General features: G+C 50.0%; 14 protein-coding genes. 8 read left to right on the top strand and 6 right to left on the bottom strand.

From position 1 onward, the window contains the following. Positions 1-6 precede the first annotated feature (6 nt). The 4 genes from queG to ppa all read left to right on the top strand — a co-directional run bounded on the left by queG (position 7) and on the right by ppa (position 4,113). Positions 7-1,245 (top strand): tRNA epoxyqueuosine(34) reductase QueG, encoded by a 1,239-nt coding sequence (gene queG / locus MPB2EB_RS07785; RefSeq protein ID WP_185181757.1) that lies wholly within the window; start codon positions 7-9, stop codon positions 1,243-1,245. A gap of 756 nt (positions 1,246-2,001) precedes the next feature. Further along, positions 2,002-2,508 carry a methylated-DNA--[protein]-cysteine S-methyltransferase gene (locus MPB2EB_RS07780; protein WP_185181756.1) on the top strand — a complete coding sequence of 169 codons (507 nt, stop codon included), beginning with the start codon at positions 2,002-2,004 and terminating at the stop codon, positions 2,506-2,508. Between the two features lie 16 nt (positions 2,509-2,524). Next, on the top strand, positions 2,525-3,460 hold the full coding sequence (gene xerD / locus MPB2EB_RS07775) for a site-specific tyrosine recombinase XerD (protein WP_232534521.1): 936 nt from the start codon (positions 2,525-2,527) through the stop codon (positions 3,458-3,460). A gap of 125 nt (positions 3,461-3,585) precedes the next feature. Further along, on the top strand, positions 3,586-4,113 hold the full coding sequence (ppa, locus tag MPB2EB_RS07770) for an inorganic diphosphatase (RefSeq protein WP_185181754.1): 528 nt from the start codon (positions 3,586-3,588) through the stop codon (positions 4,111-4,113). On the opposite strand, the gene MPB2EB_RS07765 is transcribed toward ppa, so the two are convergent. After that, the gene (locus tag MPB2EB_RS07765; RefSeq protein WP_185181753.1) at positions 4,097-5,740 is read right to left on the bottom strand and encodes a class I adenylate-forming enzyme family protein; all 1,644 of its coding nucleotides are present in this window, start codon (positions 5,738-5,740) and stop codon (positions 4,097-4,099) included. The genes ppa and MPB2EB_RS07765 overlap by 17 nt on opposite strands. A 295-nt stretch (positions 5,741-6,035) precedes the next feature. Here MPB2EB_RS07765 and plsY point away from each other — a divergent pair, with 295 nt between their 5' ends. Continuing rightward, positions 6,036-6,665, top strand: a complete 630-nt coding sequence (gene plsY / locus MPB2EB_RS07760) for a glycerol-3-phosphate 1-O-acyltransferase PlsY (protein WP_185181752.1) — start codon at positions 6,036-6,038, stop codon at positions 6,663-6,665. 26 nt (positions 6,666-6,691) lie between these two features. Here plsY and MPB2EB_RS07755 read toward each other — a convergent pair whose 3' ends face one another. Further along, positions 6,692-7,177, bottom strand: coding sequence for a YajQ family cyclic di-GMP-binding protein (locus MPB2EB_RS07755; RefSeq protein WP_185181751.1), 486 nt, complete (start codon positions 7,175-7,177; stop codon positions 6,692-6,694). Between the two features lie 179 nt (positions 7,178-7,356). On the opposite strand from MPB2EB_RS07755, the gene murB reads away from it, so the two are divergent. Beyond that, positions 7,357-8,382, top strand: a complete 1,026-nt coding sequence (gene murB, locus MPB2EB_RS07750; RefSeq protein WP_232534434.1) for a UDP-N-acetylmuramate dehydrogenase — start codon at positions 7,357-7,359, stop codon at positions 8,380-8,382. Positions 8,383-8,387: 5 nt separating this feature from the next. Here the strand turns inward: murB and MPB2EB_RS07745 are convergent, their stop codons facing one another. Together MPB2EB_RS07745 and argF are read right to left on the bottom strand one after the other, a co-directional pair. Further along, complete coding sequence (locus MPB2EB_RS07745; protein WP_185181750.1) at positions 8,388-9,617, bottom strand: argininosuccinate synthase; 1,230 nt, start codon at positions 9,615-9,617, stop codon at positions 8,388-8,390. Positions 9,618-9,635: 18 nt separating this feature from the next. Then, positions 9,636-10,565 carry an ornithine carbamoyltransferase gene (gene argF / locus MPB2EB_RS07740; RefSeq protein ID WP_185181749.1) on the bottom strand — a complete coding sequence of 310 codons (930 nt, stop codon included), beginning with the start codon at positions 10,563-10,565 and terminating at the stop codon, positions 9,636-9,638. Positions 10,566-10,755: 190 nt separating this feature from the next. Between argF and MPB2EB_RS07735 the strand changes: the two genes are divergently transcribed. Then, entirely contained in the window at positions 10,756-11,070 is a 315-nt protein-coding gene (locus tag MPB2EB_RS07735) for a DUF3579 domain-containing protein (protein ID WP_185181748.1), read from the top strand. A gap of 130 nt (positions 11,071-11,200) precedes the next feature. On the opposite strand, the gene rpsT is transcribed toward MPB2EB_RS07735, so the two are convergent. After that, on the bottom strand, positions 11,201-11,485 hold the full coding sequence (gene rpsT / locus MPB2EB_RS07730) for a 30S ribosomal protein S20 (protein ID WP_185181747.1): 285 nt from the start codon (positions 11,483-11,485) through the stop codon (positions 11,201-11,203). A gap of 161 nt (positions 11,486-11,646) precedes the next feature. Here rpsT and murJ point away from each other — a divergent pair, with 161 nt between their 5' ends. After that, the gene (gene murJ, locus MPB2EB_RS07725; protein WP_185181746.1) at positions 11,647-13,197 is read left to right on the top strand and encodes a murein biosynthesis integral membrane protein MurJ; all 1,551 of its coding nucleotides are present in this window, start codon (positions 11,647-11,649) and stop codon (positions 13,195-13,197) included. 38 nt (positions 13,198-13,235) lie between these two features. On the opposite strand, the gene adk is transcribed toward murJ, so the two are convergent. After that, on the bottom strand, positions 13,236-13,910 hold the full coding sequence (adk, locus tag MPB2EB_RS07720) for an adenylate kinase (protein WP_185181745.1): 675 nt from the start codon (positions 13,908-13,910) through the stop codon (positions 13,236-13,238). Positions 13,911-13,958: the final 48 nt, after the last annotated feature.

The raw sequence follows: 13,958 nt of genomic DNA, 5'->3' as shown, positions 1-13,958 counted from the left end.
ATTCAGATGAATGCAAAGGTAGATAATTTACCAGACAAATCTAAGCAAGTGACGTCTTTGACCGGCTCTCAGCTTGAAGCGGGGGCATTGGCCGAGCTGGTGCCGCGTATGCGAGCTTGGGCGCGTGAGTTGGGTTTTAACGCATTGGGTATTACTGACACGGATTTATCTGCGGCCGAGCCAGGTTTTTTAGCTTGGTTGGCGGCGGGTTTTCACGGTGAAATGGAGTATATGGCGAAACATCGCGCGCAACGCTTGCAACCTGCTGAATTAGTTGCGGGCACGGTGCGCGTGATTTCTGTGCGTATGCCTTATTTGTCAGCGCAGACTACGTTAGAGGGTAGCGCCGAGCTGGGCGCAACACAGGCAGATTGGCGCGCGATTGAAGCCGCCCGCCTGGAGGATCCAACCCAGGCTGTGATTTCGATCTACGCGCGGGGACGCGATTACCATAAGGTATTGCGGCAACGGCTACAAAAGCTGGCGGATCGGATTCAGGCTGAAATTGGCCCTTTTGGTTATCGAGCCTTTACGGATTCTGCGCCGGTATTTGAAGTGGCATTGGCGCAAAAGGCTCACCTTGGTTGGCGTGGTAAGCACACTTTATTATTACATCGAGATGAGGGGTCATTATTTTTCTTAGGTGAAATTTTTGTTGATTTACCCTTGTCGGTTGATGCATCGCATTCGTCAGCGTCTCTAGAAAATTCAGCCACTCAGCAACCGACTGAGGATGGTGCGTATTGCGGTCGTTGTACGCGTTGCATTGATGTCTGTCCAACGGGCGCTATTGTGGCTCCCTATCGACTTGATGCGCGGCGTTGCATTTCTTATTTGACGATTGAATTAAAAGGCAGTATTCCAGAGCCTCTGCGCCCTTTATTAGGTAACCGCGTTTATGGGTGCGATGACTGCCAGCTAGTTTGCCCGTGGAATAAATTTGCCCGTCCAAGTAGTGTGGGAGACTTTGCTGTGCGTAATAGATTAGACCAAGCGTCATTAATTGAGCTTTTTGCTTGGAGTGAGTCTGATTTTGAGGCGCGGCTTGCAGGTAGCGCTATCCGCCGAATAGGTTATCAACGCTGGTTACGCAACCTAGCTGTGGGCTTAGGCAATGCACGGCGTGCCGCTTGGGTAGCCGGCCGTACTCTTGAACATACGCAACTCACCCAGGCACTGCAACAGCGCGCGCAGGATTCATCTGCTTTAGTGCGCGAGCATGTGCAGTGGGCGTTATGCCAATAAGAGCAAAAAAGTTTACTGAATGCTGGTGCAGCACCCAGTAAAGCCGCTGTTATAAGGCCATGTTTGATGGTTAAACTAAGTCCAAGTTTTTCCAATTTAGAGTCAAAGCGCTCTCCCATTACGTGTATTTCCTTGCGTAACTCTTCATGTTTGACATCCATGTCTTTACGTAGAATATCTATGTCTTTACGTAGAAATTCATATTTAACATCCGTGTCTTTACGCAGGCCACCTATTTCACGTTGCAAATCTTCTTTAGTGGCTAGCTCTTGCAGATGATTATTAAAAATGTCGGCCAAGATTTCCGCGCCGCCTTCTGCTTGGTTCGGGGGAACGCCCATACCTATAAGGCGTTTAGCTAATTTTAAAGTATCAAAAGCGGTAACAAACATTGCGAGCTCCTTCAGCTCTTTCAAAGTTAAGACGTGTGCCATTTTTCCATTCTACCCAGTCATTTTTTGATCCCTTTGTTGCGGATATAAGGCCAGTGTTGCTCTGTAGCAAAGCAACTTAAATTAACTTTATAGGTTAATTATAAACTTAAAATGAGAAATTTCAAGTGTTTTTTAATATTTAAGCCTCGCTAGAGGCATCGCGTTGTACATAGGCTAGTGCGCCAGAGGGTTTTTTAGATAGTCCACTATAGTTTGCTAAGTTTTGCTAAGCTTTATAGTCTTACAGAAAGTCAAAGTGAGCCTCTTAGCTGCCTGAGCTATAGAGAGACTCTGGTGGGGTGTTAAAAGAGAGGTTAAGCCAATGCACCTGATTGCTAGATTTAACGCCGTATTTGCTACGCCATTTGGTAAAGTGGGGATTCGCACGGAAGCGAATACGATATGTGAAATTGTTTATTTGCCGAACACGGCCCAGGATGTGTCGCCTAACAATGCGCTGGCGCGCCAGGCTGTGCGTCAAATTGAGCGGTATCTTAAACACCCTAATGCCACTTTTGATTTGCCGCTCGCTGATGTAGGGAGTGTTTTTCAACGTCGTGTGTGGCAGGCGATCAGTGCGATTGCGCCAGGGACTGTGCAGACATATGGGCAACTTGCGCGTTTAATTGGCAGTGCGCCGCGTGCGGTGGGGCAAGCCTGTGGCTCGAATTACTTTCCGTTAGTGATTCCTTGTCACCGCGTGGTTGGAACAAACGGTATTGGTGGCTTTGCCCATCATGCGGGTGACGGATATTTTCGCACGGTGAAGCGCTGGTTGCTCGCGCATGAAGGCATTAACTATAACTCTGACTCAGCCCGCGCTATTTGAAAATAAATCCCCCATGATGCTAAACGCACCCCCCCAACCCAATGCAGCCGAGGCGAGCGTTCTCAATCTAAGTCAGGCAGCAATCGACATGTTTTGCGATGCATTATGGCTTGAATGTGGGTTGGCAAAGAATACGCTTGAGGCATATCGGCGTGACTTAAGGCTTTTCGCTGAGTGGCTGGCTAAGCATGAGGCAACCATACTGGATGAAGTCAGTGAGGCGCAGTTAAGCACCTATTTTGCGGTACGTAGCGCAGATAAAGCGAGTTCCGCTAATCGACGGCTTTCGGTTTTGCGGCGTTATTGCGCTTGGGCCTTGCGCGAGCGGCGGCTAACCGTTGATCCTACGTTGAAAATCCAAGCGGCTAAAAAACCTATGCGCTTTCCCTCTAATTTATCCGAGGCGCAGATAGAAGCGCTATTAGCCGCGCCGGATCTAACCACGTCGTTGGGTTTGCGCGATAGAACCATGCTTGAGCTGATGTATGCAAGCGGTTTGCGTGTCTCCGAGTTGGTGCTGCTGAAAACGGTGGAAGTCAGTCTAAACGACGGTGTTGTGCGGATTTTGGGCAAAGGTTCAAAAGAGCGCTTGGTTCCGTTTGGCGCGGAAGCGCAAGGCTGGATTGAACGCTATCTGCGTGTGGCGCGCCCCGCGCTGTTGCAAAATCGATCGGCCGACGCATTGTTTATTACGGTACGCAGTGCGGGTATGACGCGTCAGCAATTTTGGCACATCATTAAACATTATGCGCAGCTAGCGGAGATTCATGCTCCGTTATCGCCCCATACATTGCGCCATGCTTTTGCTACCCATTTGTTGAATCATGGCGCAGATTTACGCGTTGTGCAGCTCTTGCTCGGCCACGCTGATATTTCTACGACACAGATTTACACGCATGTCGCCCGTGAGCGGTTGAGTGTATTGCATGCCATGCATCATCCGCGTGGTTAATGATGTCTGAGTCCAGGGTTAATCGCTATAATTGAGTTTTTCAGCGGCCACACGTTAGGTGTATTGTGGCGGCCTATCTTATTTCCAATGACCGAAGTCCTTTCAAATATTAAACAGGAAAATCCATGAGCTTTAATCACATCCCCGCCGGTAAAGACTTGCCTACTGATTTTAATGTCATCATCGAGATTCCCGCGCAGAGCGAGCCAGTCAAATATGAAGCCGATAAGGAGTATGGTTTGTTGGTGGTAGATCGCTTTATCGGCACGGGTATGCGTTATCCAGCAAACTATGGCTTTATTCCACAAACGCTCGCCGGTGACGGAGATCCGGTGGATGCGTTAGTGCTTACGCCTTTCCCCCTGCTTGCCGGCTCACTGGTACGCGCCCGCGCGCTGGGCATGTTAAGAATGACGGATGAATCAGGCGTAGATGCAAAATTAATTGTGGTCCCAGTTGATAAGGTTTGCCCAATGATGGCGCACCTTAAAACCATTGAAGATGTTCCGGCCTATTTAAAAGATCAAATTCGGCATTTTTTCGAGCACTATAAAGCGTTGGAAAAGGGTAAATGGGTGAAAGTGGAAGGTTGGCAAGGTTTAGATGCGGCTCACCGCGAAATTAGCGAAGGGGTTGCTAATTACCGTCAGTAACGAGTTGCTGTAAGGCGCGTTTTAAAATCTTTCCGGTGGGGGCTGTGGGCAACGCTTTGAGCAGATGGATTTCAGCCGGTTGTTTGTATGGCGCAAGACGTGTAACGCACCAGCTAGCAAAGGTTTGCGGGGTTGCATGGAGGCCCGGTTTCAGCTCGATAAAGGCGATGATTTCTTCATCGCTGGACGAAGAGCGCCCAACCACTGCGGAATGCATGACATCTGGATGGCTATTTAAAACTTGCTCGATTTCGGCTGGATAAACATTAAAGCCCGCGCGAATGATCAATTCTGTGCAGCGGCCCATAATATGTAATGCGTGGTTTTCATCCTGGCGCGCCAGATCGCCCGTTTTGAGCCAACCATTCGCAATCGTGCTTTGCGTTGCAAGCGAGTCGCGGTAATAGCCAAGCATGACATTGGGTCCTTGTATCCATAACTCGCCAACTTTGCCAGGTTTGAGATGAGCGCCATCGGGCCCAACAATGCGGACTTGAATGCCTGGGATGGGGGGGCCTACTGAAGTATCGGTAGGTGCGAGGTCAAGCCTAGTTTGGGCAATGGTTGGGCTACTTTCAGTCATGCCATAGCCATTATGCAGCGACATACCGTAGAACGCTTCAGCGCGTCTTTTCAGCGCGAGATCAAGCGGCGCACCACCTGAATATACAAAGCGTAGCTGTGGCGCATGCCAACGCTCGGGATGCGCTTGTGCATACTCGATTAATTTTGCGTGCATGGCGGGCACCCCTTGTAAAATCGTGATGCTTTCATGCGCTAGCGCAGCGCACACGCTCTCAGGCGAAAAACGAGGCGCCAGCCGTAAGCTGGCGCCTGCGAATAATGTGCCGAGACAGACGGAAGCCAGTCCATACACATGCGAGATAGGGAGCACCGCATATACAACATCGTTGGCCGTGACGCGGCGTAATGTGCTAGAGACTGCGGCAATAAAAAGTAAATTGCGGTGCGATAGCATCACGCCTTTCGGTGCGCCTGTCGTGCCTGTTGTATAGAGCAGTGCAGCGCACTGTTGGCAGGTATCCGTAGCGGGGTTTTGTGCCTCAGACGGAGCGTCATGCCGCATTAACGGGTTGCCTAGCGAGCGGGGAGAGGTGCTGGCTTTGGCAAAAGCTAGGGCGCCAAGGTTAAAAGCTACGTAGGCAAGAGGGTGCGCGTGATCATGTTTGGCGTGCTGTTGCGCAGCAGGGGAGGCGTCAAGGGTGTAGATTGAAAGCAGTGGGTTTGCGTGCGCACGGATTCGATCAATTTCAACGCGGGTGAGTCGAGCATTCACTGGAAGCGGCCATGCATTGAGCCGAGTAAGCGCGAGCATCAGTACAATCAGCGCGATGCAATTCTCATTGATGATCATAATCCGATCATTTTCTTGCACGCCCATTAGGCGCAGTTGCTGTGCCATGGCATCAATCGCGTCACGCAAATCCGCATAGCTTAGATGGCGGTTGTTTTCGATCAGCGCAAGAGCAGCGGGTTGATGTTGCGCAATGCGCGCAGGCAGTTCATCAATCCGTTTAGGTAAGCTCGCCAGCAGAGTGGGCAGGGACTGGAGATCGGCAAAATCGCGTGATGCCGCGTCTATCGTCTGGTTAGGTGTGTTGTACATATGTTTTGGGGCCAGGCATGTTTCCATCATTTGGCATTCAGCCGAGATCAGAGAATGGTTGAGCTATTTTAAATCAATGTGGGCGTATCTTAGATTCGATCAAGATGGGTATGAATTTCACCCCCTACAGCAGAAACCCACTGAAACGACTTCATTAGGCTCGATGCCGTGTTGAGCGTAGTAGGAATTGACGGCCTCCTTTAGGACAATGAGGACGTCAATTCAGTACAATAGTGCTTACGTCTCTCTAAAGCAGGTTCTCGTTAACTTTGCTGCCTTTTTTCAAGAAGATTTTATGATTTATTTATTTATCGCAGCTTTAGCTTATGGTATCGGTTCAATCTCGTTTGCTGTGGTTGTAAGTGCTGTGATGGGATTGCAAGATCCGCGCCGTTATGGATCAAAAAATCCGGGTGCGACGAATGTGCTGCGTAGTGGCAATCAGCTCGCGGCAGTGCTCACCTTAATCGGTGATGCGCTAAAAGGCTGGTTGGCAGTCTGGCTGACGGCAAAGTTTGTCCACTATTTTGCTAGCCAATACGAGGTGGGTAATGAAGCCATTGGGTTGGCTGCGATGGCTGTGTTCGTAGGCCACCTGTGGCCAGTATTTTTCCATTTTAAAGGGGGGAAAGGGGTCGCCACGGCTGCCGGTGTGTTGTTTGCCATGCATCCTATTCTCGGCATGGCAACGGCTGCTAGCTGGTTGATTATGGCTTTCTTTTTTCGTTATTCCTCGCTCGCAGCGTTAGTCGCGGCCATTTTTGCGCCATTTTATGAAGTGTTTATGTTTGGCTTCGACGCTAACTCAATTGCTGTGCTGGCGATGAGTGTGCTCTTAATCTTTCGGCATCGCTCAAATATCCAGAACCTATTTGTGGGCAAGGAAAGCCGGATTGGTCAGAAGCCTAAAGACAAATCGCTCTAACCAAGCTGAATTCCTGAATGAATGGCCTAATCCCGAAAGTTATTAAAATCAAGTGGCGTATCTTTGATTTCATTGCGTAACAGGGCAATGACCGCCTGTAACTCATCCCGTTTATTACCAGAGATGCGTACGGCGTCGCCCTGGATGCTGGCTTGGGTTTTGATTTTACTGTCTTTGACGAGTTTGACAATTTTTTTAGCCAGCTCGCCGGTTACCCCGTTTTTAACCGTAATCAGCTGTTTGATTTTGTCGCCGCCAATTTTTTCGATTTTGCCGTAATCTAGAAAGCGCACATCGACTTGGCGCTTGGCCATTTTGGAAATTAAAATGTCTTTGAGCTGGCTCAGTTTAAAATCATCATCCGCATAAGCGGTGAGTTCGCGTTCTTTTTGCTCAATCCGTGCATCAGAGCCTTTAAAATCGAAGCGCGTGGAAATTTCTTTGTTTGTTTGATCCACCGCGTTTTTAACTTCAATCAAATTAGCTTCGCTTACCACATCAAATGTTGGCATGATTTTCTCCGAGAAAATGTGTATAAACTGTAGCGTTAGCCACAGCAAGTAGATCAGCTTTTATAATCACCTGTTCGCAAAATATGCGGTAGTTTATCAAGCAACCAATCTAGATAAAGCATCATTCTACCGAGACCGCTCATTTTGCTCAAATTTCGCTGCTCTATATTTAAAAAATAATGTCTGAATTGATGACCGATTACGCTTTGCAGGCGCATAACACGTTCGGCTTTAATGCGCGTGCGCGCTATGCGCAATGCATTGAAAACGAGGCTATGCTGAGAGCGGCGTTAGTTGATCCGCGCACGGCACACTTGCCGCGTTTAGTCTTAGGGGGCGGCAGTAATATCGTATTAACCGGCGATTTTGCTGGAGTCGCTTGGTTAATTGGCATTAAAGGTCGGCATCTAACCTATGAAGATGAGCATGCTTGGTTTGTAGAGGCTGGCGCGGGTGAAAATTGGCATGAATTTGTCGCTTGGACGCTTGACCAGGGTTGGCCGGGTTTAGAAAATCTGGCGTTGATTCCAGGTGTAGTGGGCGCCGCGCCAATCCAAAATATTGGTGCATATGGTTTAGAGGTCGCCGAATATTTTGTGCGTCTGACTGCAATTGAGATCGCAACTGGCGCAACCAGGGTGTTTGATAAAGGTGATTGCGGTTTTGCTTATCGTGATAGCTTTTTTAAGCAGCAGGGGCGTGGGCGTTTTGTGATTATCTCCGTCACTTTTCGTCTGCCCAAAGCGTGGCGGCCGCGTTGTGATTATGCGGAACTTGCGCGGCAATTCTCGGGGGCGGATCTGCCGTGCGCTAAACCGGCGCCGCACGAAATTTTTCAGGCGGTGGTAGCGATCCGTCGCGCTAAACTTCCCGATCCGGCGGAGATTGGCAATGTGGGCAGCTTTTTTAAAAATCCCGTGATCAGCGCTGAAGAGTTTGATTTACTGCTGGCTCATGAACCGAATCTAGTCGCCTATCGCCAACCCGACCGGCGCGTAAAGCTCGCCGCAGGCTGGCTGATTGAGCAGTGTGGTTGGAAAGGGGGCCGCTTGGGGCGGGCGGCAGTGCACGCGCAACATGCGTTAGTCTTGATCAATCAAGGACACGCCAATGGGGCAGACATCCTTGCGTTAGCGGGCGCAATTCAACGCGATGTACAGGCGCGGTTCGGCGTGCAGCTTGAATTGGAGCCCGCCGTGATATAAGCGTTTTATGACGCGCGCCGCCGCCGCGTATTTTCTGCAATTCTCATGCGTAACGCGTTGAGTTTGATAAAACCACCCGCATCGGCCTGATTATAGGCGCCGCCGTCATCATCAAAAGTTGCAATCGTTTGATCGAATAGGCTGTTTTTTGAATCGCGCGCCACCACGCTAACATTGCCTTTATAGAGCTTGAGGCGGACCCAGCCATTCACGTTTTGCTGCGTATGGTCGATCAATACTTGCAATGCGCGGCGCTCGGGGCTCCACCAGTAACCATTGTAAATTAGGGTGGCATAACGGGCCATTAGGTCATCTTTTAGATGCGCGACTTCACGATCTAAGGTAATAGATTCAATGCCGCGATGGGCTTTTAACAGAATTGTGCCGCCCGGAGTTTCATAGCAACCGCGGGACTTCATGCCAACATAGCGGTTTTCGACTAGATCCAAGCGGCCAACGCCATGCTCGCCCCCGATCTGGTTGAGCGCGGTGAGCATTTGGGCGGGGGTTAAGCGTTGGCCATTCAGCGCAATGGGGTCACCCTGCTCATATTCAAGCTCTAGGTAGCAAGGTTGCTCAGGGGCCTGCTCAGGAGCCACAGTCCAACGCCACATTTCAGCTTCGGCTTGTGCTTTAGGGTCTTCAAGGTGACGGCCTTCGTAAGAGATGTGCAGCAGATTGGCGTCCATTGAATACGGTGCGCCGCCTTGTTTATGCTTCATTTCAATTGGAATGCCGGCTTGTTCCGCATAGACGAGAAGCTTTTCACGCGAGAGCAGATCCCATTCGCGCCAGGGCGCAATCACTTTAATATTGGGTTCAAGCGCATAATAGCCTAGCTCAAAACGCACTTGATCATTGCCTTTGCCGGTAGCGCCGTGGGAGACTGCTTGTGCTGCGGTTTGGCGCGCGATTTCAATTTGTCGTTTGGCGATAAGGGGCCGCGCAATTGAAGTGCCTAATAGGTACTCGCCTTCGTACAGGGTATTGCAGCGAAACATCGGAAACACAAAATCGCGGACGAATTCCTCGCGTAGATCGTCGATAAAAATATTCTCGGGCTTAATGCCCAGCTGGATGGCTTTTTGACGCGCAGGCTCCAGTTCTTCGCCTTGGCCGATGTCGGCGGTGAATGTAATCACTTCGGCCTGATAGTTGTCTTGCAACCATTTAAGGATGACGGAAGTATCAAGGCCGCCTGAATAGGCGAGTACAACTTTCGGATGAGTGCTCATGATTGATCTAGAGATAGATTAATGGCCAATACGGCCGAGTAAGAGAAATTCCATCAAAGCCTTTTGCACGTGCAGGCGATTTTCCGCTTCTTCCCAAACCACACTTTGCGGGCCGTCAATCACTTCAGCGGTGACTTCCTCACCGCGATGGGCGGGTAGGCAATGCATAAAAAGCGCATCTGGGTGAGCCTGTGCCATCATCTCTGCATTCACGCACCAGTTGGCGAATGCACGTTGGCGGGCTTCATTTTCTGCCTCAAAACCCATGCTGGTCCAAACGTCCGTAGTCACTAGATCAGCCCCTGCACAGGCCGCGCGTGGATCCTCATATTCTTCAATCCAATGCAGTGCCTCGGGGCTCAGGCGCGCGCGCTCAAATGGGTAGCCCGGTGGGGTAGAAATATGGAGTTTAAAACCAAGAATTTGAGCTGCTTCAGCCCAGGTATAAGCCATATTATTGGCATCGCCAATCCATGCCACGGTTTTGCCGGAAATCGGTGTGCGCCGTTCATAATAAGTAAAAATGTCAGCTAAAACCTGACATGGATGGTATTCGTTGGTCAATCCGTTAATGACGGGTACCCGCGAGTGATCGGCAAAACGTTGTAACACATCCTGGCCGAAAGTGCGGATCATGATGATATCTACCATCCGCGAAATAACCTGAGCGGCATCTTCAATGGGTTCGCCACGGCCTAATTGGGTGTCTTTCGTGCTCATAAAGACCGCATGACCGCCTAACTGATGAATGCCGGCTTCAAATGAAAGTCGGGTACGAGTCGAATTTTTTTCAAAAATCATTGCCAGCGTGCAATCATGCAACGGATGGTAGGTTTCGTAATTTTTGAATTTTTGTTTCAAATAGCGGGCGCGTTCAAGCACGTAAATGTATTCATCGTGCGAAAAATCTTTAAATTGCAGGTAATGACGAATTTTTTTCGAGTTCATAGAGCACATATGGCCGCCTGCTTACCGCGTTAGCGCGGTATCGACAGAGCCGTTTTTTTGAGAAGCATACTAAAGCATAAAGGATTCGCGGGTGTTTGACGAGTCTTCGTGGTTGAAGACCGGCAACGGCGCGGCTTGCTTCTACGCTATAATTGCAAATGCTTTACACTGAAATTTGCCAGTTCTTTCCATGACCAAAGCTTTACCGAGCGAATATTTTATCCAGGGCGTAACCGAAAGCGGGCAGAGGTTTCGGCCGAGTGATTGGCCGGAACGTTTATGCGGGGTGATGTCGTCATTTGGGCCAGGCGCAAGCGGGCCGAACGCGCGGCTTAAATATTCTTTCTATGTGCGGCCGGTTATGGTGGGCGATTTAAAATGCGTAGCTGTGGATGAACGGCTACGCACGCTTGAACCGGCAGCATTCGACTTCGTCATGAATTTTGCAAAGGATAATCAACTTATTGTGACGCAAGCGTGTTCGTTACCCGATTTTCCCGTATAACCTACACCTGAAGCGGGGCGCGAATGCCATGCAGAGCAAGGCGAGATTTTAAGTTCTCGCCTAATGACTAAATAAGTTGATTCGTTGCAGCGCGCTCCGATTTTTTAGAGCGGCTTGATTTATCTTCTCGTTATTCAGCAGCAACCGCGGGTACGGATAAGCTTTTTACTGCGGCAGCAAGACGGCTTTTGTGACGAGCCGTTTTGTTTTTATGCACGAGTTTTTTGTCGGCAATAACATCAAGAGTTTTTGCAGATTGTTTAAATACTTCATTCGCTTGTGCTACGTCGCCGGCGGCAATCGCCTTACGAACAGCTTTAATCGCTGTACGAAATTTTGAGCGTAGCGCCGAGTTATGCGCATTCGCCTTAGCGGCTTGGCGAGCACGCTTGCGAGCTTGTGCGGAGTTAGCCATGACAATTCCTTTTTTGTCTGTTCAACGGTCATGATTTCCGACGCAAACAAATGGAATCGGAAAATGACGGAAATTCTTACGACTTGGGATTATAACAGGGCTCGCATAAAAGTAGCAAATTTGCCCAAATCGGCACGCGAGTCTACGTATAATATTGCTGCATGAATCTACTTAAAACGCTTTTCACGGTGAGCGGATTTACTCTGCTATCGAGGATCACTGGCCTAGTTCGTGAGATGCTGTTCGCCCGCGCATTTGGGACTAGCCTATATACCGATGCCTTTAATATTGCTTTCAGAATTCCGAACTTACTGCGCCGTTTATGGGCCGAAGGGGCATTCTCGCAAGCCTTTGTGCCGATCTTAGGCGAATTCAAAAATCAACATGGCCAGGTGTCGACGAAAGCGCTGGTCGATGCAAGCGCTACGGTATTGGCATGGATCCTTGTGCTGTTGTCAGTCGCAGGGGTGAGTGGCGCTTCATGGGTTATTTGGGGGGTCGCCACGGGGTTGCAAGCGGATGCTCAGGCTTTTTCCTCCGCGGTGTTTATGACGCGCGTTATGTTTCCTTATATTGCGTTGGTCTCGCTCGCCTCGTTGGCTTCAGGTGTATTGAATACCTACCGTCATTTTGCGCTGCCCGCAGCGGCCCCGGTTTTGCTTAATTTGAGCTTTATCATTGCATCCTTGTGGGTTGCCCCCTATTTAGACACCCCGATTTACGCGTTGGCTTTTGCCGTAATCGCCGGGGGGGTGTTGCAGCTTGCCGTGCAATTGCCTGCGCTGGCAAAGCTTGGCATGTTGCCCAAAATCAGTGCTCGTCCGTTTAAGGCGTTTGCCCATCCTGGTGTTAAGCGAGTCTTGGCGAAGATGGTGCCGGCTACTTTCGCGGTATCGGTGGCGCAACTGAGCCTGATTATTAATACCAATATTGCATCAAGACTCACGGCTGGCAGCGTATCGTGGTTGTCGTATGCGGATCGTTTAATGGAGTTTCCTAGCGCGTTGTTAGGGGTTGCGCTCGGTACTATTTTGTTGCCAAGTTTGGCGCAAGCCCATGCAGAAGCGAATGCGGCTGAATATTCGGGGTTGCTTGACTGGGGCTTAAGGCTGACATTTTTGCTCGCAGCACCTAGCGCCATCGCGCTGTTGATTTATGCTGAGCCGCTGATTGCAACCTTATATCATTACGGTCGTTTTAGTGCGCTTGATGTGGCGATGGTGAGCCATGCGTTAAGTGCCTATGGGATTGGTTTGGTCGGGCTCATTTTAGTTAAAATTCTCGCCCCAGGTTTTTATGCAAAACAGGATATCAAAACGCCGGTCAAAATTGCCTTGGCGGTGTTAGCCATAACGCAACTGTGTAATTACATTTTTGTGCCGTTTTTTGCCCACATGGGGCTATCTTTGTCGATTGGGATTGGCGCTTGCATTAATGCGCTTTTGCTTTTTGTCGGTTTATATAAAAAAGGTATTTATCAGCCATCGCCGGGTTGGAGGCGCTTTTTTGTGCAGCTTACTTTTGCCTGCTCCGTATTGGCGATGGTGCTGTGGGCGTTCCGCCAGCATTTCGACTGGCTTGAGCTTGGCGCGTCGCCCATCATCAGAATGCTGCTGCTGGCCGCTAGTTTGTTGCTTGCGGCCGCCGTTTATTTTGCGACATTGTGGTTGTTAGGATTCAAATATGCTTGGTTTAAGCGCCAGACGCGGTGATGGATGCCGCGTCTGCATGGGAGCGGTGGTTCTAGTACTTATTGCAGAGCATCAAAGATGCGCTGGCGAATTTCGTCGACGCTCCCCTGTCCGCTAATGCGCCGATAGCGGGCGGGCGTAGTCGTATCGCGGTTGCCGTCTGCGCTGCCTTGGTTTGCCCAATTTGCGTAGTAATCAACTAACGGCTTGGTTTGCTCTTGATAGACAGCAAGTCGTTTGCGTACGGTTTCTTCTTCGTCATCTTTGCGCTGAATCAGCGCCTCGCCAGTCATATCGTCTCGGTCTTTGACTTTGGGCGGGTGAAATTGGATATGGTAGCTCCGGCCTGAAGCGGGATGTACCCGCCGGCCGCTGATGCGCAAGATCACTTCATCAAACGGGACATCAATTTCTATCACATAGTCAAGCGCCACGCCAGCCTGCCGCAGTGCATCCGCTTGGGGCAAGGTGCGTGGAAAACCGTCAAACAGATAGCCGTTTGCGCAGTCGGGCTGCTGTAAGCGCTCTTTGACCAAACTAATAATTAATTCATCTGGCACCAGCTCCCCAGCGTCCATGAAGGTGCGCGCTTTGAGACCGAGCGGAGCTCCCGTATTGATTGCGGAACGCAGCATATCGCCGGTCGAAATTTGCGGGATGCCAAATTTTTCTCGGATAAAGTTTGCCTGGGTACCCTTGCCTGCGCCAGGGGGGCCGAGCAGGATCAAACGCATGATGTGATTCTCCGAATAGGGTGATTTATCGCACTAAGCAACATTTTA

The sequence above is a fragment of the Mycoavidus sp. B2-EB genome, assembly GCF_014218255.1.
Classification (GTDB): domain Bacteria; phylum Pseudomonadota; class Gammaproteobacteria; order Burkholderiales; family Burkholderiaceae; genus Mycoavidus.
Note: the sequence above shows the minus strand (reverse complement) of the source record. Positions and strands in the feature narration are given on the sequence as shown.

Coding starts and splice junctions, on each gene's coding strand:
- queG (WP_185181757.1), top strand. CDS start 7: ATGAATGCAAAGGTAGATAATTTACCAGACAAATCTAAGCAAGTGACG.
- MPB2EB_RS07780 (WP_185181756.1), top strand. CDS start 2,002: ATGCACCTGATTGCTAGATTTAACGCCGTATTTGCTACGCCATTTGGT.
- xerD (WP_232534521.1), top strand. CDS start 2,525: ATGCTAAACGCACCCCCCCAACCCAATGCAGCCGAGGCGAGCGTTCTC.
- ppa (WP_185181754.1), top strand. CDS start 3,586: ATGAGCTTTAATCACATCCCCGCCGGTAAAGACTTGCCTACTGATTTT.
- MPB2EB_RS07765 (WP_185181753.1), bottom strand. CDS start 5,740: ATGTACAACACACCTAACCAGACGATAGACGCGGCATCACGCGATTTT.
- plsY (WP_185181752.1), top strand. CDS start 6,036: ATGATTTATTTATTTATCGCAGCTTTAGCTTATGGTATCGGTTCAATC.
- MPB2EB_RS07755 (WP_185181751.1), bottom strand. CDS start 7,177: ATGCCAACATTTGATGTGGTAAGCGAAGCTAATTTGATTGAAGTTAAA.
- murB (WP_232534434.1), top strand. CDS start 7,357: ATGTCTGAATTGATGACCGATTACGCTTTGCAGGCGCATAACACGTTC.
- MPB2EB_RS07745 (WP_185181750.1), bottom strand. CDS start 9,617: ATGAGCACTCATCCGAAAGTTGTACTCGCCTATTCAGGCGGCCTTGAT.
- argF (WP_185181749.1), bottom strand. CDS start 10,565: ATGAACTCGAAAAAAATTCGTCATTACCTGCAATTTAAAGATTTTTCG.
- MPB2EB_RS07735 (WP_185181748.1), top strand. CDS start 10,756: ATGACCAAAGCTTTACCGAGCGAATATTTTATCCAGGGCGTAACCGAA.
- rpsT (WP_185181747.1), bottom strand. CDS start 11,485: ATGGCTAACTCCGCACAAGCTCGCAAGCGTGCTCGCCAAGCCGCTAAG.
- murJ (WP_185181746.1), top strand. CDS start 11,647: ATGAATCTACTTAAAACGCTTTTCACGGTGAGCGGATTTACTCTGCTA.
- adk (WP_185181745.1), bottom strand. CDS start 13,910: ATGCGTTTGATCCTGCTCGGCCCCCCTGGCGCAGGCAAGGGTACCCAG.